This is a genomic window from Burkholderia sp. LMU1-1-1.1 (genome assembly GCF_040675865.1).
In the GTDB taxonomy this organism is placed as follows: domain Bacteria; phylum Pseudomonadota; class Gammaproteobacteria; order Burkholderiales; family Burkholderiaceae_D; genus Rugamonas.
On record NZ_JBEGHG010000045.1, the window covers coordinates 390,234 to 416,223 of the forward strand.

General features: G+C 67.4%; 18 protein-coding genes. 16 read left to right on the forward strand and 2 right to left on the reverse strand.

The annotated features are described in order from the left end of the window. Nucleotides 1–6 precede the first annotated feature (6 nt). The 9 genes from MRBLMU1_RS25165 to MRBLMU1_RS25205 all read left to right on the forward strand — a co-directional run bounded on the left by MRBLMU1_RS25165 (nucleotide 7) and on the right by MRBLMU1_RS25205 (nucleotide 8,710). Nucleotides 7–837 (forward strand): sulfite exporter TauE/SafE family protein, encoded by an 831-nt coding sequence (locus tag MRBLMU1_RS25165; protein ID WP_363507623.1) that lies wholly within the window; start codon nucleotides 7–9, stop codon nucleotides 835–837. After that, on the forward strand, nucleotides 819–3,302 hold the full coding sequence (locus tag MRBLMU1_RS25170) for a heavy metal translocating P-type ATPase (protein ID WP_363507440.1): 2,484 nt from the start codon (nucleotides 819–821) through the stop codon (nucleotides 3,300–3,302). Before MRBLMU1_RS25165 ends, MRBLMU1_RS25170 begins: the two co-directional genes overlap by 19 nt. Continuing rightward, complete coding sequence (ccoS, locus tag MRBLMU1_RS25175) at nucleotides 3,302–3,487, forward strand: cbb3-type cytochrome oxidase assembly protein CcoS (protein ID WP_363507442.1); 186 nt, start codon at nucleotides 3,302–3,304, stop codon at nucleotides 3,485–3,487. The genes MRBLMU1_RS25170 and ccoS overlap by 1 nt, the downstream gene beginning before the upstream one ends. 76 nt (nucleotides 3,488–3,563) lie before the next feature. Further along, nucleotides 3,564–4,991: a cytochrome-c oxidase, cbb3-type subunit I gene (ccoN, locus tag MRBLMU1_RS25180; RefSeq protein WP_363507444.1), complete on the forward strand. Its 1,428-nt coding sequence runs from the start codon at nucleotides 3,564–3,566 to the stop codon at nucleotides 4,989–4,991. Between the two features lie 14 nt (nucleotides 4,992–5,005). After that, the gene (gene ccoO / locus MRBLMU1_RS25185) at nucleotides 5,006–5,620 is read left to right on the forward strand and encodes a cytochrome-c oxidase, cbb3-type subunit II (RefSeq protein WP_090324282.1); all 615 of its coding nucleotides are present in this window, start codon (nucleotides 5,006–5,008) and stop codon (nucleotides 5,618–5,620) included. Nucleotide 5,621: 1 nt separating this feature from the next. Beyond that, nucleotides 5,622–5,807, forward strand: coding sequence for a cbb3-type cytochrome oxidase subunit 3 (locus tag MRBLMU1_RS25190; RefSeq protein ID WP_363507448.1), 186 nt, complete (start codon nucleotides 5,622–5,624; stop codon nucleotides 5,805–5,807). Beyond that, entirely contained in the window at nucleotides 5,800–6,783 is a 984-nt protein-coding gene (gene ccoP / locus MRBLMU1_RS25195) for a cytochrome-c oxidase, cbb3-type subunit III (protein WP_363507451.1), read from the forward strand. The genes MRBLMU1_RS25190 and ccoP overlap by 8 nt, the downstream gene beginning before the upstream one ends. Before the next feature lie 12 nt (nucleotides 6,784–6,795). Beyond that, a complete protein-coding gene (gene ccoG / locus MRBLMU1_RS25200) occupies nucleotides 6,796–8,181 on the forward strand; it encodes a cytochrome c oxidase accessory protein CcoG (RefSeq protein ID WP_363507454.1) in 1,386 nt (461 codons plus the stop codon). 10 nt (nucleotides 8,182–8,191) lie between these two features. Continuing rightward, nucleotides 8,192–8,710 (forward strand): FixH family protein, encoded by a 519-nt coding sequence (locus MRBLMU1_RS25205; RefSeq protein WP_363507457.1) that lies wholly within the window; start codon nucleotides 8,192–8,194, stop codon nucleotides 8,708–8,710. Between the two features lie 70 nt (nucleotides 8,711–8,780). On the opposite strand, the gene fnr is transcribed toward MRBLMU1_RS25205, so the two are convergent. Next, nucleotides 8,781–9,539: a fumarate/nitrate reduction transcriptional regulator Fnr gene (gene fnr, locus MRBLMU1_RS25210; RefSeq protein WP_363507460.1), complete on the reverse strand. Its 759-nt coding sequence runs from the start codon at nucleotides 9,537–9,539 to the stop codon at nucleotides 8,781–8,783. 240 nt (nucleotides 9,540–9,779) lie between these two features. Here fnr and MRBLMU1_RS25215 point away from each other — a divergent pair, with 240 nt between their 5' ends. From MRBLMU1_RS25215 to MRBLMU1_RS25240, 6 genes are all read left to right on the forward strand, one after another. After that, the gene (locus MRBLMU1_RS25215) at nucleotides 9,780–10,529 is read left to right on the forward strand and encodes an alpha/beta fold hydrolase (RefSeq protein ID WP_363507463.1); all 750 of its coding nucleotides are present in this window, start codon (nucleotides 9,780–9,782) and stop codon (nucleotides 10,527–10,529) included. A gap of 105 nt (nucleotides 10,530–10,634) precedes the next feature. Further along, a complete protein-coding gene (locus MRBLMU1_RS25220) occupies nucleotides 10,635–14,213 on the forward strand; it encodes a response regulator (RefSeq protein ID WP_363507466.1) in 3,579 nt (1,192 codons plus the stop codon). 460 nt (nucleotides 14,214–14,673) lie between these two features. Beyond that, a complete protein-coding gene (locus MRBLMU1_RS25225) occupies nucleotides 14,674–17,028 on the forward strand; it encodes a catecholate siderophore receptor Fiu (protein ID WP_363507469.1) in 2,355 nt (784 codons plus the stop codon). 121 nt (nucleotides 17,029–17,149) lie between these two features. Next, on the forward strand, nucleotides 17,150–17,830 hold the full coding sequence (locus tag MRBLMU1_RS25230; RefSeq protein WP_363507472.1) for a Fe2+-dependent dioxygenase: 681 nt from the start codon (nucleotides 17,150–17,152) through the stop codon (nucleotides 17,828–17,830). Between the two features lie 194 nt (nucleotides 17,831–18,024). Next, complete coding sequence (locus MRBLMU1_RS25235) at nucleotides 18,025–20,388, forward strand: PEP-CTERM sorting domain-containing protein (RefSeq protein WP_363507475.1); 2,364 nt, start codon at nucleotides 18,025–18,027, stop codon at nucleotides 20,386–20,388. 427 nt (nucleotides 20,389–20,815) lie between these two features. Next, nucleotides 20,816–22,723 carry a HAMP domain-containing methyl-accepting chemotaxis protein gene (locus tag MRBLMU1_RS25240; protein WP_363507478.1) on the forward strand — a complete coding sequence of 636 codons (1,908 nt, stop codon included), beginning with the start codon at nucleotides 20,816–20,818 and terminating at the stop codon, nucleotides 22,721–22,723. 155 nt (nucleotides 22,724–22,878) lie between these two features. On the opposite strand, the gene MRBLMU1_RS25245 is transcribed toward MRBLMU1_RS25240, so the two are convergent. After that, complete coding sequence (locus tag MRBLMU1_RS25245; protein WP_363507481.1) at nucleotides 22,879–23,583, reverse strand: glutathione S-transferase N-terminal domain-containing protein; 705 nt, start codon at nucleotides 23,581–23,583, stop codon at nucleotides 22,879–22,881. Between the two features lie 154 nt (nucleotides 23,584–23,737). Between MRBLMU1_RS25245 and MRBLMU1_RS25250 the strand changes: the two genes are divergently transcribed. Continuing rightward, complete coding sequence (locus MRBLMU1_RS25250) at nucleotides 23,738–25,828, forward strand: TonB-dependent siderophore receptor (protein ID WP_363507484.1); 2,091 nt, start codon at nucleotides 23,738–23,740, stop codon at nucleotides 25,826–25,828. The last annotated feature ends 162 nt before the right edge of the window (nucleotides 25,829–25,990 follow it).

Below are 25,990 nucleotides of genomic sequence, written 5' to 3' on the forward strand. Positions count from 1 at the left end.
ATCATGATCACCGGCTACCAGCTGCTGCCCGTATTCCTGGTCGGACTCGCCGGCAGCATCCATTGCGTCGGCATGTGCGGCGGCATCGTCGGCGCCATCTCGGCCAGCGCCGGCGGCCCGGCCGCCTTGCCGCGCAACGTCATCCCGATCCAAAGCGCCGCCAGGTTCGCCGGCGGCGCGGGGGCGGCGTTCTTCCCGCGACCGGCGGCGGCGGCGCGAGCGATCCCGCGCGTGCTGGCCTACAACGCCGGCCGCATCGGCAGCTACATGCTGGCCGGCGCGCTGGCCGGCGGCCTGGCGAACGGCGCGCAAAGCCTGGCCTCCCTGGCCGGCTTGCAACTGGGTTTCTACTGGCTGGCCAACCTGATGCTGGTGGCGCTGGGCCTGTACCTGATGAACGCCTGGCACGGCCTGACCAAACTGGAACAGGCCGGCCGCGTGCTGTGGCAGCGCGCCCAGCCGTGGATGGCGCCGGCGATGAAAACGCTGATGCCGGCCGACCGGCCGCACCAGGCGTTCGCGCTGGGCGCGCTGTGGGGCTGGCTGCCGTGCGGCATGGTCTACAGCGTGCTGCTGACCGCCATGCTGAGCGGCGACGCCGCCAGCGGCGCGGCCGTCATGCTGGCCTTCGGCCTCGGCACCTTGCCGATGCTGACCGGCCTCGGCCTGCTTGGCGCGCGGCTGCGCCGGGCCATGCAGCAACGCCGGGTGCGCATCGCCTGCGGCCTGCTGGTGCTGGCATTCGGCCTGCTCGGCATCGCGCGGGCGGCCGGCGTGGTCGCCGGGCACGCCATCACGCCCGCCTGGATGGATATCCTATGCCTAACGCCACACTAGCCGGCGGCACGGCCGGCGCGGCCTGCTACCACTGCGGCCTGCCGGTGCCGGACTCGGCCCCGGGCGCCTGGACCGTGCGCATCGACGACACCGACCGCGCGATGTGCTGCCCGGGCTGCGCGGCGGTGGCGCAGGCGATCGTCGATCTCGGCCAGCAATCCTACTACCGCGACCGCTCGGCCTTCGCCGCCACCGCCGAGGGCGCGCAACTGCTGCCGCCGGAACTGCAACTGTACGACAACGCCGATCCCCGCTTCGCGCTCGACGAGCACAGCCGCGAGACCACCTTGTCGGTCGAGGGCATCCGCTGCGCCGCGTGCGTGTGGCTGATCGAAAGCCGGCTGGCGCGCCTGCCCGGCGTCGACAGCGCCCAGCTCAACGTCGCCACCGAGCGCCTGTACGTGCGCTGGCGTCCGGACGCTTGCCAGCCGGCCGACATCCTGACCGCGCTGCACACCATCGGCTACAGCGCCTATCCCTACGACGCCGGGCGCCACGGCGAACAGCAGCGCAAGGCCGCCCGCACCTTGGGCCGCCAGCTGTTCGTCGCCGGGCTGTCGATGATGCAGGTGATGATGTATGTGGCGCCGGCCTACCTGGCCGAGGACGGCACCCTGGACGACAGCATGGCCGCGCTGATGCGTTGGGCCAGCCTGCTGCTGACCTTGCCGGCGATCTGCTACTCGGCGCAGCCGTTCTGGCGCGGCGCCTGGACCAGTATCAAAGCCCGCGCGCCCGGCATGGACGTGCCGGTCGCGCTGGGCATCGCGGCCGCCTTCGGCGCCAGCGTCGTGGCCACGGTGCGCGGCCAGGGCGACGTCTGGTTCGACTCGGTGACGATGTTCATCTTCCTGCTGCTGTGCAGCCGCCACCTGGAACTGCGCGCGCGCCGCAAGGCCGGCGCCGCGCTCGAACGCCTGCAGCACGCGCTGCCGGCCTCGGCGACCTTGCTGGCGGACTATCCCGCCAGCCGCGACGCCAGCCTGGTCAAGGCGGCCGCGCTGCTGGTGGATCACGTCATCATGATCAAGCCGGGCGAAGCGGTGGCCGCCGACTGCGTCATCGTCGACGGCGCCACCACGCTCGACCTGTCGCTGCTGAGCGGCGAGAGCGCGCCGGTGGCCAAGGCCAAGGGCGACGCGCTGCCCGGCGGCGCCATCAACGCCGGCGCCGTCGTGCTGGCAAGGGTGACGCGCCGCGCGCAGGACAGCACGCTGTCCAACCTGGTCAAGCTGATCGACCGCGCCGGCCGCGACAAGCCGCGCATCGCGCTGTGGGCCGACAAGGTCGCCGCCTGGTTCGTCGCCGCGCTGCTGGTGTTCGCGCTGGCGGCGTTCGGCTTCTGGTTCTGGCTCGACGGCGACGCCGCGCACGCGTGGACTATCGCCATCGCCGTGCTGGTGGTGTCGTGCCCGTGCGCGCTGTCGCTGGCCACGCCGACCGCGCTGGCCGCCGCCACCGACCGGCTGCTCGGGCAGGGCGTACTGGTGAGCGGTGCGCAAACGCTGGAAACCCTGCACCGCGCCACCCACGTGGTGTTCGACAAAACCGGCACGCTGACCTTCGGCCGGCCGGTGCTGCAAGACGTGCGGCCGCTGGGAACGATGCGCGGCGAGTTCTGCCTGCAGGTGGCGGCCGCGCTCGACGCCGGCAGCGGCCACCCGCTGGCGCGCGCCATCGTCGGCGCCGCCGTCGAGGCGGGCGACGGCGCGCGCGCCGACTGGCACGCCACGGCGCTGACGGAGACGGCGGGACGCGGCGTCGAAGGCCATGTGCACAACCGCCGCTACCGCCTCGGCAACGCCGGTTTTGTCTCCGAGCTCAGCGGCGCGATGCCGCCGCACGCCGTCGCCGACGGCGCCACCCCCGTGTATCTGGGGGCCGAGGGACTGTGGCTGGCCTGTCTGCAGCTGCGCGACGGCCTGCGGCCCGACGCCCAGGCCACCGTCGACTACTTTCGCCGCGCAGGCAAGACGGTGGTGCTGCTCAGCGGCGACCACGACGTGCTGGCGCGCAGCGTCGGCGACCGGCTCGGCATCGGCACCACCGTCGGCGGCTACCTGCCCGACGAAAAGCTGGCCTTCGTGCGCCGGCTGCAGATGAAGGGCGCGGTGGTGGCGATGGTCGGCGACGGCCTCAACGACGCCGCCGTGCTGAGCGCGGCCGACGTCTCGTTCGCGATGGGCGAGGGCGCGGCGCTGGCCCAGGCCCACGCCGACGCGGTGCTGCTGGGCGGGCGCCTCGGCGCGGTGGCCGACAGCGCGCGCATGGCGAGCCGGACCATGGCGGTGATCCGCCAGAACCTGGCCTGGGCCAGCCTGTACAACCTGCTGGCGATTCCGGCGGCGGCGCTCGGCCTGCTCAATCCCTGGCTGTCCGGCGTCGGCATGGCGGCCAGCTCGGCCGTGGTGGTGCTCAACGCGCTGCGGCTGCGCGGGCGCGGGCGTGCAAAAAAGGAAATGTGATGGAAGCCTTATTCCTGCTGGTTCCGCTCAGCGTGGCCCTGGTGTTCGCGGCGCTGTGGGTGTTCTTTCACGCCGCCGACGACGGCCAGTTCGACGACCTGGTCGGTCCGGCGCTGCGCGTGTTGCAGGACGACGACTCCGCGGCGACAAACGCCAACGAAAAAGAGCCATCCGGAAAATTTTGATCCACATCAAGGTTTTTTGAGGCCCCGATAAGTAACCTTTGATCTACATCATCAAAGCGTTCTATGGGAGAACTTCGTGGACCTGGCACAGAACTACAACTACAAGATCGTCAAGCAATTTGCGATCGCAACCGTAGTCTGGGGCATCGTCGGCATGCTGGTGGGGGTGATCATCGCCGCCCAACTGGCCTGGCCGGCGCTGAACCTGGACATCCCCTGGCTGACCTACGGCCGCCTGCGGCCGCTGCACACCAACGCGGTCATCTTCGCGTTCGGCATCTGCGGCCTGTTCGCCACCTCGTACTACGTGGTGCAGCGCACCTGCCAGGTCCGCCTGTTCTCGGACAAGCTGGCCGCCTTCACGTTCTGGGGCTGGCAGGCGGTGATCCTGAGCGCGGTCGTGACCTTGCCGATGGGCTTCACGCGCGGCAAGGAATACGCCGAGCTGGAGTGGCCGATCACCATCCTGATCGCCGTGGTCTGGATCGCCTACGCGATCGTCTTCTTCGGCACGCTGATCAAGCGCAAGGTCAAGCACATCTACGTCGCCAACTGGTTCTTCGCCGCCTACATCATCGCCGTCACCCTGCTGCATGTGGTCAACGGCGCCAGCATGCCGGCCTCGGCGTTTAAATCGTACTCGGCCTACTCGGGCGTGCAGGACGCGATGATCCAGTGGTGGTACGGCCACAACGCGGTCGGCTTCATCCTGACCGCCGGCTACCTCGGCATGGTCTACTACTTCATCCCCAAGCAGGCCGAGCGTCCAGTGTACTCGTACCGCCTGTCGATCGTGCACTTCTGGGCGCTGATCTTCACCTATATGTGGGCCGGCCCGCACCACCTGCACTACACGGCGCTGCCGGACTGGACGCAATCGATCGGCATGGTGTTCTCGCTGGTGCTGCTGGCGCCGTCGTGGGGCGGCATGATCAACGGCATCATGACCCTGTCGGGCGCCTGGCACAAGCTGCGCACCGACCCCATCCTCAAGTTCATGATCGTCTCGCTGTCGTTCTACGGCATCGCCACCTTCGAAGGGCCGATGATGTCGATCAAGACCATCAATTCGCTGTCGCACTACACCGACTGGAGCATCGCCCACGTCCACGGCGGCGCGCTCGGCTGGGTCGGCTTCATCACGATGGGCTCGATCTACTACCTGCTGCCGCGCCTGGCCGGCCAGCAAAAGATGTGGAGCACCAAGCTGATCGACCTGCACTTCTGGGTCGCCACCATCGGCATCGTGCTGTACATCGCCGCCATGTGGATCGCCGGCGTCATGCAGGGCCTGATGTGGCGCGCGGTCAACCCCGACGGCACCCTGACCTACACCTTCGTCGAGAGCGTCAAGGCCACCTATCCGTACTACGTGGTGCGCTTCGGCGGCGGCCTGTTGTACCTGAGCGGCATGTGCCTGATGGGCTACAACACCTGGATGACCTTGCGTAACCGCGAAACCGCGACCGCGCGCATTCCCGCGCTGGCCGCCGGCCACGCCTGATATCGGAGTAGAAGATGAAATTCTCACATGAGTGGATCGAGAAAAACCCCTGGCTGCTGATCGCGCTGGTGACCCTGGTGGTCAGCGTCGGCGGCGCCGTCGAGATCGTCCCGCTGTTCTTCCAGAAGTCGACCACCGAACCGGTGGCGGGGTTGAAACCCTATTCGCCGCTGCGCCTGGCCGGACGCGACGTCTATGTGCGCGAGGGCTGCTACAACTGCCACTCGCAGATGGTGCGGCCGTTCCGCGCCGAGACCGAGCGCTACGGCCACTACTCGGTCGCCGGCGAGTTCGTCTACGACCGGCCGTTCCAGTGGGGCTCCAAGCGCACCGGTCCCGACCTGGCGCGGGTGGGCGGACGCTACAGCGACGAATGGCACCGCACCCACCTGGCCAGCCCGCGCGACGTGGTGCCGGAATCGAACATGCCGAACTATCCATGGCTGGCGAAGACCGCGCTGGTGCCGGCCGAGATCGTCCCGAAGATGCGCGCGCTGCAACGCCTGGGCGACCCGTACACCGACGCCGAGATCGCCGCCGCGCCGGAAGAGCTGAAAGACAAGACCGAAGAAGACGCCCTGATCGCCTATCTGCAAGGCTTGGGCACATTAATCAAGACGAGGAACTAGCATGGCTATCGAGAACCTGTTTGACCGCGCCAGCAGCGTGATGACGGTGATTTCCTTCATCACGTTCATCGGCATCCTGTGGTGGGCGTTCATCTCCAACAAGGAAGCCGACTTCGCCAAGGCGGCGCACCTGCCGTTCGAGGACGAGCACCTCGACCATCCCGACCGGGAGAACGGCCATGGCTGATTTCACCAACGGTTTCTGGGACATGTACATCGTCGTGCTGACCCTGCTCGGCATCGCCGGCTGCGGCATCCTGCTGTACTCGCAGGCCAAGGTCAAGCTGGCCAAGGGCAAGGACGGCAAGGTCGGCACCACCGGCCACACCTGGGACGAGGATTTGACCGAACTGAACACGCCGATGCCGCGCTGGTGGATGTGGCTGTTCTACATCACCATCGTGTTCGCGCTGGCTTATCTGTTCCTGTATCCGGGCCTGGGCACCTACGCGGGCAAGCTGGGCTGGAAATCGTCCGGCCAGTACCAGGCCGAGCTGAAGCAGGCGGAATCGGAGTACGGTCCGCTGTTCGCGCAATACCAGAAGCAGGACCTCAAAAAGGTCGCCGCCGATCCGAAGGCGCACGCCATCGGCCAGCGCCTGTTCCTGACCTACTGCGCGCAGTGCCACGGTTCGGACGCGCGCGGCAACAAGGGCTTTCCCAACCTGACCGACAAGGACTGGCTGTTCGGCGGCGCGCCGGAAACCATCAAGGAATCGATCCTGCGCGGACGCATGGGCGTGATGCCGCCGATGGGCGCCGCGCTCGGCTCCGACAAGGATGTGGAAAACGTCGCCCACTACGTGCTCAGCCTGTCCGGCTCGACCGCCGATCCGATCAAGGCGGTGTTCGGCAAGGGCAAGTTCGGCGCCTGCATGGCCTGCCACAGCGCCGGCGGCACCGGCAACCAGACGCTCGGCGCGCCCAACCTGACCGACAAGATCTGGCTGTTCGGCGGCAGCGCCGAGACCGTGATGGAAACCATCCGCAAGGGCCGCAACGCCACCATGCCGGCGTTCGAGGACTTCCTCGGCGACGCCAAGGTGCACGTGCTGGCGGCGTATGTCTGGAGCTTGTCGAACGACGTCAACGCGCCGGAATCGTCGCCCGCGCCAACCGCTCCGGCCGTCCCCGCGGTCGCCGCCACGGCCGCGTCGGAATAAGCGTCGAACACTATGAGCGCACCCGAATCACAAGTCGTCCACATGTACGCCGCGCGGGAGGAGATCTACCCGCGCGAGGCCTCGGGCCGCTATGCCCGGCTGCGCTGGCTGTTCGTCTGGCTGACGCAACTGGCGTTCTATTGCACGCCGTGGCTGCAATGGAACGGCCGCCAGGCCCTGTTGTTCGACCTGGGCGCGCGCAAGTTCTACATCTTCGGCCTGGTGTTGTGGCCGCAGGATTTCATCTACCTGGCCGCGCTGCTGATCATCTGCGCCTATCTGCTGTTCCTGGCGACGGCGGTGGCGGGGCGCGTCTGGTGCGGCTTCGCCTGTCCGCAAACGGTGTACACCGAAATCTTCCTGTGGATAGAGCGCAAGATCGAAGGCAAGCGCAGCGCGCGCATGGCGCTCGACCGCCAGCCGCCGTCGGCCGCCAAATTCGCGAAAAAGAGCGCCAAGCACCTGGCCTGGGGCGCGGTGGCGCTGTGGACCGGCTTCACCTTCGTCGGCTATTTCACGCCGATCAAATTGCTGGCCGAAGAGGTGCTGACGTTGAACTTCGGCCCGTGGGAATGGTTCTGGGTGGTGTTCTACAGCTTCGCCACCTACGGCAACGCCGGCTGGATGCGCGAGCAGGTGTGCAAGTACATGTGCCCGTACGCCCGCTTCCAGAGCTCGATGTTCGACCGCGACACGCTGATCATCACCTATTCGGGCGAGCGGGGCGAGCCGCGCATGCCGCTGTCGAAGAAAGCGGCCGGCAAGGGCGGCGACTGCATCGACTGCTCGATGTGCGTGCAGGTGTGTCCGACCGGCATCGACATCCGCAACGGCCTGCAATACGAATGCATAGGCTGCGCCGCCTGCGTCGACGCCTGCAACGGCGTCATGGACAAGATCGGCCTGCCGCGCGGCCTGATCCGCTACAGCACCGAGCGCGCCATGACCATGCACTACACGCCGACGCAGATCCGCCGGCGCACGCTGCGTCCGCGCGTGCAGATCTACGCCGCCATCCTGGCGTTGATCGTGGCCGCCGTCGGCACCGCGCTGTACCTGCGGGTGCCGCTCAAGCTGGACGTGATCCGCGACCGTGGCGCCATGGGCCGCGAGGTCGAGGACGGCATGATCGAAAACGTCTACCGGCTGCAGATCATGAACACCTCCGAGCGGGCGCAGACCTACCGCATCCGTGTCAGCGGTATCGCCACCTTGTCGCAGGTGACGCCGGAGCTGGTGCGGGTCGAGGCCACCGAAACCAAGGCGCATCCGATCCGGCTGCGCACGGCGCACGGCGCCGCCCATCCGGGCTCGAACAAGATCGCCGTCGAGCTGACGTCGGTCGACGACCCGTCGCTGCATGTGAAGGAGGACGCGGTATTCATCGTACCGCGCTAAGGAGAACGCCATGACCGTATCGATATCGCATGCCACGGTGACGCCGTGGTGGAGGCAGCGCTGGCCGTGGCTGCTGATGGCCGGACCGGCGATCGTCATCGTCGCCGGCGTCTACACCGGCTACCTCGCCTTCACGCGGCAGGACGCGCTGGTGGTGGGCGACTACTACAAGCAGGGCAAGGCCATCAACCAGGACTTGCGGCGCGACCGCGTGGCCAGCGCGCTGGGGTTGTCGCTGTCGATCGGTTACGACGCCACGCAAGGCATCCTGGCCGGCCAGCTGCGCCGCGATAGCGACGACCACGGCAAGACGGAACGATTGTTCGTGCGCCTGTCGCATGCCACGTTGCCGGCCAAGGATATCCAGCTGGTGGTGCGGCCGGATGAATTCGGCGCCTTCCAGATCAATCTGCCGATGCTCGAGCGCAGCCGCTGGGTGGTGCTGGTGGAAGGCGAAAAACGCGACTGGCGCCTGGCCGGCGCCTGGAGCTGGCCGGCGCAGCGCAGCGTCACCCTGCGTGCCGAATAACCCCGTGGTTGGATGCTGATTTTGGCCGGGGAACCGACCGCAATCGTGGATCCACGTGGTCATTCCGCCGCTAATGGCAGGTCTGGGTGCCGGCCGTGATGGCCTTGAGCATGGGCGGATCGAGCAGTTCGATTTCGCGGTTGCTCACGCGCAGCAGGCCTTCCTTCTTGAACTTCGACAGCAGGCGGCTGATGCTTTCGATCGTCAGGCCGAGGTAGTTGCCGATCTCTTCGCGAGACATGCGCAGCTGGAAGGTGTTGGGCGAGTAGCCGCGCGCCTCGTAGCGCGACGACAGGTTGACCAGGAAGGCGGCGAAGCGCTGCGTGGCCTGCATATTGCCCAGCAGGAGCATGACGCTTTGCTCGCGCGTGATCTCCTGGCTCATCATACGGTGGAAGTGCCGCAGCAGGGTCGGCATGTCGGCCAGCAGCTGTTGCAGGCTGCCGAAAGGAATCTCGCACACCTCGCTGTCTTCCAGCGCGACGGCGGTGCAATGGTGCAGGTCGGTGCTGATGGCGTCCATGCCCAGCAGCTCGCCCGCCATCTGGAAACCGGTGATCTGCTCGGCGCCCTCGCGGTTGACTTGGTAGGTCTTGAAATGCCCGAGCCGGATCGCGTACAGGTTCACGAACGGATCGCCGATGCGGAACAAGGTGGCGCCCCGCGCGACCTTGCGGCGGCGGCCGATGATCTCGTCGAGCCGGTCCATGTCTTCGTTGCCCAAGCCCATCGGCAGACACAGCTGGTGCATGCTGCAGTTGGCGCAACTTGCCTTGAGGATGTCGATGGTGGCGCCGGGCAGCACCAGTGAGGGAAGGTCTCTTATCATGCCGCCAGTGTAGACCATTAGTCGCCGTTGTGGGCGATGTCGCAGCGCGCCGATCAGGTATTCGCCCCGTCAGCGAACTTGCTGGCTGCAAGCGACTTTTCGCCGGCGGCGCCTTCCCCGCAAAATATTTCGACATTCGCGCAAATTTAACTTGCGCACTATTCGATTGTTCGCTATAGTTCAACTCAAGCAAGTAGCACACTATTTAATCGCAAACAACCAACCTCGAAAGGAATCACCATGAAACGCTCGATCATCGCCTCCGCCCTGCTGGCCGCCACCGTCCTGACCGCCCAAGCCGCCACGCCGGCCGCCGACACCACCGTGGTGCTGGTGCACGGCGCCTTCGCCGACGGTTCCAGCTGGGAGAAAGTCATCCCTCTGCTGCAAGCCAAGGGCTTGAAGGTGGTGGCCGTGCAAAACCCGCTGACCTCGCTGGCGGACGACGTCGCCGCCGCCCAGCGCGTGATCGACGCGCAAACCGGTAAAGTGGTGCTGGTCGGCCACTCGTGGGGCGGCACCGTGATCACCGAGGCGGGCACCAGCGACAAGGTCAAGGCGCTGGTCTACGTGGCCGCGTTCGCACCGTCGGAAGGCCAGGCCAGCGGCGAACTGGGCAAGGGCTACGCCGTGCCGCCGGGCGTCCCCACCTTGCAAGCCGACGCCAGCGGTTTCCTGTGGCTGCCCGCCGAATCGGTCGCCACCAACTTCGCCCAGGACGTGCCGCCGGCCACCGCCGCGCTGATCGCCGCCACCCAGGGCCCGATCGCCGCCAAGGCCTTCGCCGACAAGACCACCGTGGCGGCCTGGAGAAACAAGGCGAACTACTACATCGCCGCCTCGGAAGACCGCATGATCGATCCGGCCTTGCAGCAAGCGTTCGCGAAGAAAATCAACGCCACCACTATCACGCTGAAAGCGAGCCACGTGCCGATGCTGTCGCAGCCGCAAAAAGTCGCCGACGTGATCATCGCCGCCGCACGGCGTTAATACTGTTGCCAAGGTCGGGCATTGATAGGAGAATTCCCAAGCGCGGCGCGATAAACTCCGCCTGTGGTTCTCCAACTCATGTCCGACCCGCCCGACAAGGATGAAATGAAGCCACTTGGCATCAAGGCTAAAGTTGCGCTGGCGACCAGCATCACGTCGATCCTGATGATCGCGCTGGTGACCGTGGTTCAGATGCAACGCATGAAGGCGGATTTCACCAAGGTACTTTTCACCCAGCAAACGGCGCTGATCGGCCGCACCGCCGAGGAACTCGACGACAAGCTGAGCATGCTGCTCGACATCATCGCCTTGTCGGCGCACCATCAGCCGATCGAGCTGGCCGGCTCCACCGAGCGGCTGCGCGCCTACTACCAGGACCGCGCCGTGCTGGCGCTGTTCGACGATCTGCTGGTGCTCAGCCCGCAGGGCATGGTGGTCGCCGACATCCCGGCCCAGCCCGGCCGGGTCGGCATCGACGCCTCCGACCGCGCCTACTTCCGCACCGTGATGCGCACGCGCAAACCGCTGATCGCCGAACCGGTGATCGGCAAGTCCAACAAGCAACCGATCGTGCAAATGGTGGCGCCGGTACTCAACGCCAACGGCGAGGTGGTGTGCGTGCTCATCGGCGTGCTGCGCCTGTACAAGGACAACGTGCTGGGCCACCTGCGCACCGCCAAGATCGGCCACAGCGGCTACTTCTTCGCCCTCACGCGCGGCGACCATCCGGTCTACGTGCTGCATCCGGACGCCAGCCGCCTGCTGCAGCCGCGCCAGCCCGGCGCCAACCCCGCCACCACGCGCGCGCTGCGCGACGGCTTCGAGGGCACCGTCGACAGCATCAACGGCGACGGCGAGCGCGCCCTCAACAGCTACAAGGCGCTCAAGTCGGTCGACTGGATACTGGCCGCCTCGCTGCCGGCGGAGGAGGCCTTCGAGCCCTTCGACGGCGTGCTCTCGCGCGTGCTGGTGTGGAGCATGGTGGCGTCGATCCTGGCGGCGCTGCTGATCGGCTGGCTCACCTTGCGGCTGCTGGCGCCGCTCATCAAGCTGCGCGACGCCATCGTCGCCATGCGCGGCGACGCCACCCACTTCGCGCCGCTGCCGGTGCGCGCCGACGACGAGGTCGGCCAGCTGACGGCCGCCTTCAACAACCTGATGCGCGACCGGCTGGCGGCCGACGCGCGCCTGCAAAGCCTGGTCGAGTTCGCCCCCAACGCGATCGTCGTGGTCGGCGTCGACGGCCGCATCGAAACCTTCAACCGCGAGGCCGAGCGGCGCTTCGGCTACGCCCGCGACGACATCCTCGGCCAGCCGCTCGAGACCCTGGTGCCGGCGGCGCTGCGCGCACAGCACGCCGCGCACCGCGTCAAGTTCTTCGCCGACCGCCTCAGCGCCGAGCCGGTGCGCATGGGCGGCGCCACCACGCTGTTCGGCCTGCGCCGCGACGGCAGCGAGTTCCCGGTCGAAATCAACCTGAGCGCGGTGCGCACCGACCAGGGCACCAAGGTGCTGGCCGTCATCTCCGACATCACCGAGCGGCGCCGCCTGCAGCTCGAGGTCGAGGCGCGCGCCCAGGAGCTGGAGAAGGAGCGCGACCGCGCCGAGGCGGCCAACCGCGCCAAGAGCGAGTTCGTGGCCAACATGAGCCACGAGATCCGCACGCCGATGAACGCGGTGCTGGGCATGGCCTACCTGCTGGGCAACACCACCTTGACCACCCAGCAGCGCAAGTACCTGAACATGGTCAAGGTGTCCGGACAGTCGCTGCTGGGCATCCTCAACGACGTGCTCGACTTCTCGAAAATCGAGGCGCGCCACATGGAGCTGTCGCCGGTCGAGTTCAGCCTGGACGACACCATGAACTCGCTGGCGACGATGATGACGATGAACGCCGGCGACAAGGAACTGGAGCTGGCCATCAGCGTCGAACCGTCGGTGCCCAAGCGGCTGCGCGGCGATTCGATGCGGCTGCAGCAAATCCTGGTCAACCTGGCCGGCAACGCCATCAAGTTCACCGAGCAGGGCGAGGTGGTGGTCGGCGTCGAGCTGGACGCGCGCGACGAGCACGGCGCGCTGCTGCGCTTCGAGGTGCGCGACACCGGCATCGGCATGACCGAGCACCAGCTGGCGCAGTTGTTCAACGCCTTCTCGCAGGGCGACCAGAGCATCACGCGGCGCTTCGGCGGCACCGGCCTGGGCCTGGCCATCACCAAGCGGCTGATCGAATTGATGGGCGGCCAGATCGCCGTCCACAGCACGCCGGGGCAGGGCTCGAGCTTCTTCTTCAGCCTGCCCTTCGACGTGTTGCCGGAGCGGCCCGAGGAGCGCCGCAAGCCGGCGCTGGGCGAGCTGCGCCTGCTGGTGGCCGACGACAGCCGCACCAGCCGCGAACTGATCGCCAAGCTGATCCGGGCCTGGGGCTGGCAGGCCGACGAGGTCGACTCCGGCGCGGCCGCGCTCGAGCGCTTCCGGCTCGGCCTGGAGACGGAGCGGGCCTACGACGTGGTGCTGGCCGACTGGCACATGCCCGGCATGGACGGGCTGGCCACGGCCAAGGGCATCCGCGCGGCCGCGCCCGACAAAAAGCAACCGATCGTGGTGATGGTCAACGCCTTCGCCCGCGACCGCATGGAGGAGATCTCCAACGCGCCCGAGGCCGACGTGGTGCTGGTCAAGCCGATCACCAGCTCCAACCTGTTCGACGCGCTGCACCAGGCGCTGGTGACCAAGGCCGACGCCAGCGTGCAGGCGGCGGCAGACCAGGGCATCGACGGCAGCCTGGGCGGCATGCATTTCCTGCTGGTGGAGGACAACCTGCTCAACCAGGCGGTGGCGCGCGGCATCCTCGAGCTGGGCGGCGCCACGCTCGATGTCGTCGACAACGGCCAGCAGGCGGTCGACCGCATGAGCGAGCACCCCGGCCTCTACGACCTGGTGCTGATGGACATGCAGATGCCGGTGATGGACGGCTTCACCGCCACCCGCCTGCTGCGCCAGGAGTTGAAGCTGACCCTGCCCATCATCGCGATGACGGCCGGCGTGCTCGAATCGGAGCGCGAGCGCAGCCTCGAGGCCGGCATCACCGATTTCATTCCCAAGCCGATCGAGGTCGAGGAGATGCTGGCCGTGCTGCAAAAGCATTTGCCGAGGAAGACCGCGAAGCCGGCCCCGACGCCCGCCGCCGCCCCGGCGCCCGTGGCAGCGCCCATGCCCGCCGCGCCTGCCGAAGCCAGCGCGCCGGCGCCAGCGCCGGTCCGGGCCGGCGCCCCATCGCCCGCCCACGCGCCGGTCAAGCTGGTCAGCTCGCCGGCGCCGGCCGGCGAGGCCAGCGCCTTCAACGTCGACAGCCTGATGCGCGTGATGGGGCGCGACGCCAAGGGCCGCGCGGTGATGGTCAAGATGGTGCGCGGCGCCATCGACAGCGGCATGGAGCCGGTCGAGCAGGCCGACCAGGCGCTGCGCGAAGGGCGCCCGCGCGACGCCGCCCGGCTGTTCCACGGCCTGCGCGGCGCGGTCGGCGTGCTCGGCGCCCGGCGCCTGATCCAGGCCACCATCGACGCCGAGACGGCCATCAGCGAAGAGCGCGAAGGGGAGCTGGCGCAACGCTTCGACGCCGTCCGCGCCGAGCTCGAACAAACCCTGGCCGAAGCGCGCGCCTGGCTGGAGCGCCAAGCCCCATGACACGAACCCAACTTCTTTTCTAAAACAAACCACGCTTCCCTCTGAACCACGTAGGGCGGATTAGCGCAGCGTAATCCGCCATGCATGCGTCTCGACCGCTCATCGAGTGGCGGATTACGGCGTCCCGCCTAATCCGCCCTACGTATTTCCACGATATGCACGAACCGCGTGTCCCCGCGACCCAACCAGTGTCCCTGCGGCGTGCAACAACCGCATGTCCCCCCGTGGCATGCGTCAACCGCGCGCCGCGCAACCCGCACCGATCATGCCTTTCGCCCCACCCATTTCGTTGCCTTTTGCCATCATGTGAATAGTATTGATAACAATTCGCATTTACGATAACGCATTTTATTGTTACACTCTCACAAATTAGTAAAGATTCCCCGGCAACCAGACACATGTTGGCAACACTTCCGCAACACCTCGCACCGCCGGCCTCCCCGTAGATTTGGATGAAAGAATGGCAATGATCAAGAGTCGCAAACACGCGCAATCGCGCTTCAACCAACACATGAGCGCGGCGCTGGCCGTGATGCTGCTGCCGGTCGCCGCCCACGCGGCCGACGCCGCCGCCGAGCCGGTCGTGGTCGCCGGCGCCCAGCAAACGCTGGCCGAAGTCAAAGTGCAGGGCACCGCCGAGGGTATCAAGGCCGACAGGGCCGCGTCCGTCAAGTACACCGAGAAGCTGGTCGACACCGCCCAGACCATCACCGTCATCAAAAAAGAATTAATCGAACAGCAAGGCGCCGTCACCCTGACCGAAGCGCTGCGCAATACCCCCGGCGTCGGCGCCTTCTTCCTGGGCGAGAACGGCAACACCAACACCGGCGACGCCATCTTCATGCGCGGCTTCGACGCCTCCGGCAGCATCTACGTCGACGGCGTGCGCGACGTCGGCTCGATCTCGCGCGACACCTTCAACATCGAACAGATCGACGTGCTCAAGGGCCCGGCCGGCACCGACAACGGCCGCAGCTCGCCGACCGGTTCGATCAACCTGGTCAGCAAACAGCCGCTGCAGGAAAACGCCTACCTCGGGTCCGTCACCGTCGGCAGCGGCAAGCAAAAACGCGCCACCGCCGACCTCAACCAGGTGATCGACGCCGACAGCGGCACCGCGTTCCGCGTCAACGTGCTGGGCCAGGATTCCGGCAACGCCGCGCGCGACGTCGTCGAGAACAAGCGCTGGGCCGTGGCGCCGTCGGTCGCGTTCGGCCTGAACGGTCCGACCCGCGTCTACCTGAACTACCTGCACGTCAAGCAGAACAACATCCCCGACGGCGGCGTGCTGACCATCGGCCTGCCCGGCTACACCGCGCCGGTGCCGACCACCGGCACCCCGGCCGTCATCGCCGCCGAGCGCGCCCGCCTGGCGCCGCTCAACAGCGCGCCACGCGTCGATCCGCGCAACTTCTACGGTTCCAACTACGACCACGACGACGTCACCGCCGACATGGCCACCGTGCGCCTCGAGCACGACTTCGCCAACGGCATCAAGCTGCAGAACACCACCCGCTTCGGCAAGACCGAGCAGGATTACCTGCTGACCTCGTTCATGGCCACCGCCGCCAACCTGGTGCTGCCGAGCGCCGACCCGGCCACCTGGCAGATGCGCCGCACCAACACGACGTTCAAGGACCAGACCAACAAGATCTTCACCAACCAGACCACCGCCACCGGCGAATTCGCCACCGGCGCGCTCAAGCACACGCTGGTCGGCGGGATCGAGATCACCACCGAGAAGCAAACCAACTACACCTGGGCGGCGACCGGCGGCACCGGCCTGCCGATCACCAGCATCTACTACCCGAACCCGGCGACGTCGTTCAACCTGACCTACGCCCGCAACGGCGCGCAAAGCGTGGGTAGCACCGACACCCAGAGCGCCTACGTGTTCGACACCATCAAGATCGGCGACAAGTGGATCCTGAACGGCGGCGTGCGCGTCGACCACTACACCACCGACTACAACGCCGTGGCGCTGCAGGCGGCGGTGACCCCGCCGGCGGTGCAGCCGCTGCCGGTCGGCACCCGCATCCCGACCTCGCTCAAGAAGAGCGACAATCTGGTCAACGGCAAGCTGTCGGCGCTGTACAAACTCACCCCTGAGAGCAGCGTCTACGGTCTGGTGGCGACGTCGAAATCGCCGCCGGGCGGCACCAACTTCACCTTGAGCGCGGCCGCCAACAACGCCGGCAACGTCAACTACGATCCGCAGGAAACCACCAACTACGAGCTGGGCGGCAAATGGGACCTGCTCAAGCAGAAGCTGTCGCTGTCGGCCGCGCTGTACCGCACCGACGTCAAGAACGAGATCGAAGTCGACCCGACCAACCCGGCCGTCTACTACCAGAACGGCAAGAAGCGCGTCCAGGGCATCGAGCTGGGCGTGACCGGCGAGATCACCCGCGGCTGGATCGTCAGCGCCGGCTACACCCGCATGTCGACCAAGGTCGAAAAGGGCCGCTCGGTGCTGGCCAACGGCGAGCAGCAACTGGCCTACACGCCTAAGCAGGCGTTCACGTCGTGGACTTCGTACACCCTGCCGATGGGCCTGCAAATCGGCGGCGGCGTGCGCTTCTCCGACAAGCTGCTGCGCGGCACCGACGGCGCCGTCGGCACCCCGGCCTACATCGATTCGTACTGGGTGGCCGACGCCATGGCGTCTTATCCGATCAACAAGAACATCGATGTGCGCCTGAACGTGTACAACCTGACCGACAAGGAGTACGCCGCGGCGATCAACAAGTCGGGCTATCGTTACACGCCCGGCACGCCGCGTTCGGCCAGCCTGACGGCCAACATCAAGTTCTAAGCGAACGTGGTAACTTGGCGTTGTAAGCTTTAAGCAAAAGGGCCCTTCAGCCGTGTTGCTTGCCCCGCCCTCACCGGCGGGGCTTTTGTTTTTCGGACCAACTGTTGTGAGGAGTTTCATCATGATGCTGCACATCCCGGGCGTGTTGAGCCGCGAACAGGTGGCCGCCATGCGCGCCCGCCTGGACGGATCGGACTGGATCGACGGCCGCGCCACCGTCGGCGCCCAGGGCGCCCAGGTCAAGCAGAACCGGCAACTGCCGGAAACCTCGCCGCTGGCGCTCGAGCTGGGCCGGACCGTGCTGGCGGCGCTGGCCGACTGCCCGCTGTTCTTCTCGGCCGCGCTGCCGCTGCGCACCATTCCGCCGCTGTTCAACAGCTACGCCGGCGGCGAGCACTACGGCGCGCACGTGGACGGTTCGATGCGCCGCGTGCCCGGCAGCGGCGAGTGGGTGCGCACCGACGTCTCGTCGACGCTGTTCCTGAGCGATCCGGACGACTACGATGGCGGCGAACTGATCGTCACCGACGCCTATGGCGAGCACGAGGTCAAGCTGCCTGCGGGCGACCTGATCCTGTACCCGTCGACCAGCATCCACCGGGTCGAGCCGGTCACGCGCGGCGCCCGCGTGTGCTCGTTTTTCTGGACCCAAAGCATGGTGCGCGACGACATGCGGCGCGGCATGCTGCTCGAGCTGGACCAGAACATCCAGAGCCTGCGCGCGCGCCTCGGCGACTGCGCCGAACTGGTCGGCCTGACCGGGCACTACCACAATCTGTTGCGCCAGTGGAGCGAGGTGTAGGCCAGGCCCTTACTCTGCTGAAACCCACTTGGTGCCTGCTGGCTACACTTTCGCAAGTTCGCAACAGTTCCGCCCAAAAGAATATAAAAAAGTCTAGCAATTTTGAGAACGCTGATTAAACTGCCAATTCACGGGTGGCCGGGACAGCGCGACCGCGCTCCAACGCGGCCTTCCGTTCATTCACGGAGGACTCCATGGTCAGCGTACAAGGCAGCCGCACAACCCCCCATTCCCGCTCCAGCCGCCTGCGCACCGGGCTACGCCTGATACCGCTGCTGTGCGCGGCATGGGCCGGCAACGCGGCCGCCATCGACGTGATCTACCAGGGGCCGCCGGGCAGCAGCGGCCTGACGGGCGCCGCGCCGGGCGCGGCCGGCGGCAACGGCATGACGGCGCCCTCCGCATTCCAGGTCGAGTTCAGTTCCGACCTTGCCAACACGATGGCCGTCACCGGCGGCAAGGGCGGCGACGGCGGCAACGGCGCGCCCGGCAACGCCAGTGTCGTGGGCGGCAACGCCGGCGCCGGCGGCGACGGCGCCCTCACCTTCGCCTCGCTGACCGCCACGCTGCTGACCGGCCCGGCCTCGGTGACGGTCGCCGGCACCGGTGGCCTGGGCGGCAACGCCGGCCAGCCGGGCGCCGGCGGGCCGGCAACCGGCCTGGGCGCTACCGGCGGCAACGGCGGCGACGCCACCGCCAGGGCGGCCCTGCTCACCGCCGCCAACACGCCTGCGCAGGTGGCGGCGACCGCCACCGGGGGCCAGGGCGGCATTGGCAGCGCCGGCGTCGCCAGCGGCAACGGCGGCGCCGCCACCAGCAACGCGAGCGCCGTCAGCGTCGGCAGCGCGCCGTTGCAACTGTGGTCCACCGCCACCGGCGGCGCCGGCGGCGCGGCCACCTCTGAAAACGCGCAGGCGGGGGCCGGCGGCGCGGCCAGCGCCACCAACGGGCTGAGCCTTCCGGGTTCCGGCGTGCCCGACCTGACCATGCTGACCACCGCCACCGGCGGCCGCGGCGGCGACGCCGACCTCGACTTCACGCTGGCGCCGCACGCCAACGGCGGCAACGGCGGCGCGGCCGCCGTCAACCACACCGCCGCCTATGCCGGCAACACGCTGAACCTGTCGCAGACTGCCACCGGCGGCACCGGCGGCGCCACCGTCTTCGGTGTGGCCGGCAACGGCGGCAACGCCGCGTCGACGATCTCGCTGTCGTCGGGCAGCGCGTCGTGGGTCGACGTCGCCGGCACCGCCATCGGCGGCCAGGGCGGCGCCAGCGTGGGCAGCCCGTTCAATGGCGGGAGCGAATGGGGCGCGCCCGGCGGCGGCGGCTCGGCCAACAGCCAGTTGTGGCTCAACGCCTCGCCGGCCGGCTGGGGCGCCCAGATCACCGGCACCAGCACGGCCACCGCGGGCCAGGGCGGCAATGGCGCGTTTCCCCCCGACGGCGGCTCGGCCGACGCCGTGTCCACCGTCTATGGCGGCGGCAGGGTGACCAGCGTGGCCAACGCCACGGGCCAATACGGCGCCGGCACCGGCGGCGTCGGCAACGCCCAGGCCATCGCCGGCTCGAACTACGTCGCCATCGCCCGCGCCAACGCGGCCAGCGGCGGCGCCTTCTTCAATGCCGGCTCAGGCGCCGGCGCCAGCGCGGTGGCCAGCGCCAGCTACTTCGCCAGCGCGGACGCGGTGGCCACCTCCGGCAGCGGCCGTTTCGGGGGCATGAACGCCTCCGTGGCGAGCGCGCAGGCGATCGTGACCCGCGTCGCCGGCGACGCCTCGCCGCCGATCCCAGGGCAGCCTTCCCAGGCGCGCGCCCACGCGTCGGCCATCGGCATGGGCAGCCTCGTCGAGGCGCGCAGCACCTACACCGACTACGGCCGCGGCGCGGCCGTCACCACCCGCGCCGCCAACAGGGAACCGACCATGCTGTACGTACCCGAGGCCACCACCGCCGCCAATGTCGGCGGCGCGGCCTACGGCCCGTGGGAGCCGCAGGACATCGGTTCGGCGGTCTTCTCGTATGCCAGCGCGCTGCCCACGGCGGCCTCGGTGGCGCCGTTGATCGCCTCGTCCGCCGAGGTGTCGACCGCGTTCGCCAACGCCGACACACTGGCCGCCGGCACCATGGCGGCCGCCTTCTTCCCCATGACCGCCAGCGCCGAATTAAGCTTGCCGTTCAGCGCAGGCAATCACCTGCTGCTGGGACTGGTCCGGCCGTTCTTTTCGCCCGGCTTCGACAGCAGCTTCAGCTTTTCCGTCAGCAACGGCGGCACATCGCTGTACTCGGGCAGCTTCACCACGCTGGCCCAGGCCGACGCGGTGTTCAACGGCCACGCGCTCGACCTGGGCGTCATCAACGCCAACACGCTCGACCTGCTGCTCACCTTCACGCTGGAGAGCGGCCTCTACGGCTTCAGCTATCTGGTCGGCCAGGGCGGCGCGCTGGCGCCGGTGCCGGAGCCGGGCAGCTGGATGTTGCTGATGCTGGGCCTGGCGCTGCTGGGCTGGCGCGCCGGCGCGTTCAAGTCCACGCGCATCGGCCCCGCCGGTGTTTGAGCGCTTCAGCAACGCGCGGCTCGCAAGTTGCAAGCCGCGCGGCGCGACGCATACGCCCTTATGCCACAAGGGCTTATGCGCACAGCGGCGCCCCCGGTGCCGACTGAAAGCAACGCTCCGGCTCGCCATCCCTGAAAATACTTGCCACACGTAACGCTAACGTGACATGATCAAGATCAGACCTTGGTTAGTTAAGCATTTCGAAAGGGAATGTGGTCACGATGGTGTTGGATTTCTCCCCGCGCCCGCAACGGGCACCTCACGCAGCAGCTTGCACTCTTCAAGCCTCACCGAACCACGACCCGAAACACCGCTTGTATATCGCTAGCCTCTGGGTCGCCTCGTCGGCTTTCAATTTTTGCTTTTCCACGAACTATCGCCCGGGCGCGGCGCGCGCAGCGGCGATGCATCCGCTTTAGGAGAAATTATGTTTTCAAACATGAAGGTGGCGACCCGGCTGGCACTGGGCTTCGGCGCGGTGGTGCTGTTGTTGCTGGTGCTGTCGACGGTCAGCGTGGTGCGCATGGCGGCGATGAACCAGGACACCGATCTCATCATGGAGGACCGCTATCCCAAGGTGGTGCTGGCCAACGAGGCGGCCAGGGGCACGCTCGACAACGCCCGCCAGGTGCGCAGCATGCTGTTGACCACCAACGAGGACGAACGCGAAAAATACAAGGCGGCGGCCGAGGCGAACCGGGCGAAGGTGGCCGAAGCGCTGGGCAAGCTGGATAAGCTGATCAACACCGACAAGGGCCGCCAGCTGTTCAAGGACATCACCGACAAGAGCGCCGTGCTGAATCCGGCGTACACCGAACTGTACAGCCTGATCAAGAACGACCCCAAGAAAGCGCTCGAGTTCCTGAAGGAGGATTTCGTCGTCATCAACAGCGCCTACCTCGGCACGCTCGATAACCTGGTCAAGTTCCAGAACGAGCTGATGGACCAGGAACGCATCGCCGCCAATGCCAACTACGAAACCACGCGCACGGTGATCATCACCCTGTCGGTGGCGGCCGTGCTGATCGCGGTGGCGCTGGCGTGGCTGATCACCGCCAGCCTGGTCAAGAGCCTGGGCGGCGAGCCCAATTATGCGGCCGAGCTGATGCGCCGCATTTCCAACGGCGACCTTAGCGGCGAAGTGCACACCAGGCCGGGCGATCGCGGCAGCATGCTGCTCACCGTCAAGGAGATGGTGGCCAAGCTCAAGCAGGTGATCGACGGCCAGCGCACGGTGGTCGAGGCGGCCAACCGCGGCAACTTCGGCGCGCGCGTCGACCTCAACGGCCTGCAAGGCTTCCAGCGCGAGATGGGCGAGGGCTTGAACCAGCTCGCCACCACCACCGGCGCCAGCATCGACGACGTGGTGCGGGTGATGGGCGCGATGTCGGAGGGCGACCTGACGCAGACCATCGACAAGCCGTACGAGGGCGCCTTCGGCGAGTTGAAAAAATACGCCAACAACACCGTCGCCAAGCTGGCGCAGGTGGTGTCGGAGGTGAACGCCAACGCCGAAGGCCTGGCGGCGGCCTCCGAGGAGGTCAGCGCGACGGCCAATTCGCTGGCGCAGGCGGCCAGCGAGCAGGCCGCCGGCGTCGAGGAAACCTCGGCGTCGGTGGAGCAGATGACGGCGTCGGTGGCGCAAAACACCGACAACGCCAAGGTGACCGACGCCATGGCCAGCCGCGCCGCCGCCGAGGCCACCGAGGGTGGCGAGGCGGTACGCTCGACGGTGTCGGCGATGAAACAGATCGCCGCCAAGGTGCTGATCATCGACGACATCGCCTACCAGACCAATCTGCTGGCGCTGAACGCGGCCATCGAGGCGGCGCGCGCGGGCGAGCACGGCAAGGGCTTCGCGGTGGTCGCGGCCGAGGTGCGCAAGCTGGCCGAGCGCAGCCAGATCGCCGCGCAGGAAATCGGCGAGGTCGCCACCAGCAGCGTCAGCCTGGCCGAGCAGGCCGGCCAGATGCTGGGGGCGATGGTGCCGAACATTAAGAAGACGTCCGAGCTGGTGCAGGAGATCACGGCCGCGTCGGAGGAGCAGTCGTCGGGACTGGCGCAGATCAACAGCGCCGTCGCGCAGCTGAGCCAGACCACGCAGCAGAACGCCGCCGGCTCCGAGGAACTGGCGTCGACGGCCGAGCAGATGAGCAGCCAGGCCGAGGAACTGCAGCAGGCGATGAGTTTCTTCAAGATCGGCCACACGTCCGGCGGCAACGCCAGGGGCGGCGTGCCACGGCTGCAGCCGCGCGGCGGCGTCAAGTCGGTGCCGATGCGCCAGGTCGAGATGGCCGGCGCCGGACCGGACGAAACAAAGTTCGTGAAGTATTAGCCAGGACAGGGGCGCTGAACGACCTCGGAGACACGTAGGGCGGATTAGGCGAAGCCGTAATCCGCCATGCATGCGCCGCCGACGGCTCCTGGCGGATTACGCTGCGCTAATCCGCCCTACGTGTCTCCGTGGATAAGGTGAGGACGGTGGCCTGATTATCCCTTCTTCGGTATCTCCAGGCCCTTAGCCACCGCCGGGCGCGCGACGAACGCCTCCAGCGCCCGCGTCACGTGCGGGAAGTCGGCGATGCCCACCAGATCGCCGGCCTGATAGAAACCGATCAGGTTGCGCACCCACGGGAAGGTGGCGATGTCGGCGATCGTGTACGCGTCGCCGACCAGCCACCGGCGCGTCGCCAGACGCTCGTTCAACACCCCCAGCAGGCGCTTGGACTCGGCCACATAACGGTCGCGCGGACGCTTGTCCTCGTAGTCCTTGCCGGCGAACTTGTGGAAAAAGCCCAGCTGGCCGAACATCGGCCCGATGCCGCCCATCTGGAACATCAGCCACTGGATGGTTTCATAACGCCCGGCGGCGTCGGCCGGCAGGAATTGCCCGCTCTTTTCCGCCAGGTAAATCAGAATCGCGCCGGATTCGAACAGCGCCAGCGGCTTGCCGTCCGGGCCGTTCGGGTCGACGATGGCCGGGATCTTGTTGTTCGGATTGAGCGACAGGAACGCCGGCGACATCTGGTCGTTGGTCTCGAAACTCACCAGGTGGGGCTCGTACGGCAAGCCGGTTTCCTCCAGCAGGATCGATACCTTGACGCCGTTGGGCGTGGGCAGCGAGTACAGCTGGATGCGGTCGGCGTGCTTGGCCGGCCATTTTTGCGTGATGGGGAAATGGGAGAGATCGGTCATGTGCTGCCTTTCGAATGTGCGTCCCACAAAATAGCAGAAATCGCGAATCCGGGTCCGGCCGCCCCCAGATTTCGGCCGGCAAGCCGTGTCCCAATGCAAATGAGATTGATTATCATTTATAATGTGAAACCTATTTCATTTCCAACGGATTTACATGTCTTTTCGTCCGACCGCGCGCGTTGTCGCGCTGAGCCTGCTGTTCTCCCCCCTGGCCCACGCCACCACCGATGACACCGACGGCGCCACCGACGCGGCCCTGCCGCAAGTGAACGTCGTCGCCGACCGCGCCACCGGCCAGTACAACCCGCAGCACAGCAGCGGCGCCACGCGCACCGACACGCCGCTGCGCGAAGTGCCGCAATCGGTCCGGGTGATGGGCCAGCAGCAGATCGAGGACCTCGGCGCGCTGCGCCTGGCCGACACGGTCGACTTCGTCAGCGGCATCTCCCGCCTCAACGATTTCGGCGGCACCTGGGACAACTTCGCCATCCGCGGCTTCAGCAGCACCGACATGGGCTTCCTGGTCAACGGCTTTCCCGGCTCGCGCGGCTACAACCCGCCGCGCGACACCGCCACCGTCGAGCGCTTCGAATTCCTCAAGGGACCGGCGTCGGCCCTCTACGGCAGCAGCGAGCCGGGCGGCACGATCAACATCGTCACCAAGAAGCCCAAGTTCAACGCGCACAACGTCGCCGAGGTCAGCCTCGGCAGCCGGGGCCTGCGCCGCGCCACCGTCGACAGCACCGGCGCGCTCGGCGCCACGGTGGCCTACCGCCTCAACCTGATGACGGAGGAGGGCGACAGCCGCTCCACTTTGCTGCACAACAAGCGCACCCTGGTGGCGCCGGCGCTGACCTGGGTCATCGATCCGCAAACGCTGTTGAACTACGAGGCCGAGTTCCTGCGCGCCGACACCCCGCTCGACCGGGGCATCATCAACGTGCGCGGCACGCTCGGCACCCTGCCGCGCGACCGCGTGCTCAACGAACCGTCCGACGGCAACATGGCCCTGACCAGCGACACCCACCAGCTGACCCTGGACCGGACGCTGTCGGACCACTGGCGCGCGCGCTTCGGCGCCAGCTACAAGGAAAGCACCTTCGACGGCAACTACACCGAGGCGACCTCGCTGGCGGCCGACAACCGCACGCTCAACCGCCAGGCGACGTGGCGCCAGTTGCCGTCGCGCGACGTCTCGGTGCAGGCCGAGGTCGAAGGCAAGTTCGACACCGGCGGCATCGGCCACACGGTGCTGGTGGGCGCCGAGGCGTCGCGCCTGTGGATGAACACGGAAATCCTGCGCTCGGCCAACACCCCGATCGACATCTACAACCCGGTCTACGGCGCGCCGGCGTCGGCGCTGACCAACCGCACCTCCAGCTCGGACGAGCGCCAGCGCGTCAAGGCGGTGTTCGCGCAAGACCAGATCAGCCTGTCGCCGCGATGGAAGTTGCTCGGCGGCCTGCGCTGGGACGAAGTCAACCAGGACGTCGACAACCGCGTGGCCAGGACGGCGACGTCGAAACAGCAGAGCGCCGTGTCGCCGCGCGCCGGACTGACCTTCCTGCCGAACGAGTGGAGCTCGCTGTACGTCTCGGCCGGCAAATCGTTCCGCGGCAACAGCGGCACCGACATCAACGGCAATCCGTTCGACCCGCAGCGCTCGACGTCGTACGAAGCGGGCTGGAAGCTGCAGACCCTGGACCAGCGCCTGGGCGCCAACTTCGCTGTCTACGACATCGCGAAAACCAACGTGCTGACGGCCAGCGACGTGCCAGGCTATTCGGTCGCGGCCGGCAAGATCAAGAGCAGCGGCTTCGAGGCCGACGTCTACGGCCAGATCGACGCCAACTGGCGCGTGAGCGGCAATTTCTCGTGGGACGACGCCCGCGTGGAACAAGACAGGACGCTGGCTCCGGGCACGCGCCTGACGAACGTGCCGAAAGTGAGCGCCGGCCTGCTGGCCATCCGCGAAGCCGTCCTGGACAACGGCGGCCGCTACGGCGTCGGCGGCGGCGTCAACTACGTCGGCGACCGCTCCGGCAACACCGCCGACACGTATACGCTGCCGGCCTACACCACCGCCAAACTGGTGAGCTACTGGCAGATCAGCAAGAAGGTGCGGCTCTCGCTGGACGTGCACAACCTGTTCAACCGCAACTACTACACGGCCTCGTGGGCCAACCTGTATGTCATCCCCGGCGCCGAGCGCAGCATCGTCACGCGCCTGAAGGTCGATCTGTAGGCGTACGTCGAACCACCGGACCGGCGACGCCGCGACCGCCATCAGCGGTGCGTCGCCGCCGCGCCGCTTCTGCTAAGGTCTCGGTCTGGGCGCGGCGCGGATTCCCCATTTCCGCCGCGCGCTTTCCCACCAGTGCGGAGGAGGCAACATGGAACGGTTCCC

Excerpts from the sequence above, each read along its gene's own strand:
- MRBLMU1_RS25170 (WP_363507440.1), top strand. The coding sequence starts at position 819 with ATGCCTAACGCCACACTAGCCGGCGGCACGGCCGGCGCGGCCTGCTAC.
- ccoS (WP_363507442.1), top strand. The coding sequence starts at position 3,302 with ATGGAAGCCTTATTCCTGCTGGTTCCGCTCAGCGTGGCCCTGGTGTTC.
- ccoO (WP_090324282.1), top strand. The coding sequence starts at position 5,006 with ATGAAATTCTCACATGAGTGGATCGAGAAAAACCCCTGGCTGCTGATC.
- MRBLMU1_RS25190 (WP_363507448.1), top strand. The coding sequence starts at position 5,622 with ATGGCTATCGAGAACCTGTTTGACCGCGCCAGCAGCGTGATGACGGTG.
- ccoP (WP_363507451.1), top strand. The coding sequence starts at position 5,800 with ATGGCTGATTTCACCAACGGTTTCTGGGACATGTACATCGTCGTGCTG.
- ccoG (WP_363507454.1), top strand. The coding sequence starts at position 6,796 with ATGAGCGCACCCGAATCACAAGTCGTCCACATGTACGCCGCGCGGGAG.
- MRBLMU1_RS25205 (WP_363507457.1), top strand. The coding sequence starts at position 8,192 with ATGACCGTATCGATATCGCATGCCACGGTGACGCCGTGGTGGAGGCAG.
- fnr (WP_363507460.1), bottom strand. The coding sequence starts at position 9,539 with ATGATAAGAGACCTTCCCTCACTGGTGCTGCCCGGCGCCACCATCGAC.
- MRBLMU1_RS25215 (WP_363507463.1), top strand. The coding sequence starts at position 9,780 with ATGAAACGCTCGATCATCGCCTCCGCCCTGCTGGCCGCCACCGTCCTG.
- MRBLMU1_RS25220 (WP_363507466.1), top strand. The coding sequence starts at position 10,635 with ATGAAGCCACTTGGCATCAAGGCTAAAGTTGCGCTGGCGACCAGCATC.
- MRBLMU1_RS25225 (WP_363507469.1), top strand. The coding sequence starts at position 14,674 with ATGGCAATGATCAAGAGTCGCAAACACGCGCAATCGCGCTTCAACCAA.
- MRBLMU1_RS25230 (WP_363507472.1), top strand. The coding sequence starts at position 17,150 with ATGATGCTGCACATCCCGGGCGTGTTGAGCCGCGAACAGGTGGCCGCC.
- MRBLMU1_RS25235 (WP_363507475.1), top strand. The coding sequence starts at position 18,025 with ATGGTCAGCGTACAAGGCAGCCGCACAACCCCCCATTCCCGCTCCAGC.
- MRBLMU1_RS25240 (WP_363507478.1), top strand. The coding sequence starts at position 20,816 with ATGTTTTCAAACATGAAGGTGGCGACCCGGCTGGCACTGGGCTTCGGC.
- MRBLMU1_RS25245 (WP_363507481.1), bottom strand. The coding sequence starts at position 23,583 with ATGACCGATCTCTCCCATTTCCCCATCACGCAAAAATGGCCGGCCAAG.
- MRBLMU1_RS25250 (WP_363507484.1), top strand. The coding sequence starts at position 23,738 with ATGTCTTTTCGTCCGACCGCGCGCGTTGTCGCGCTGAGCCTGCTGTTC.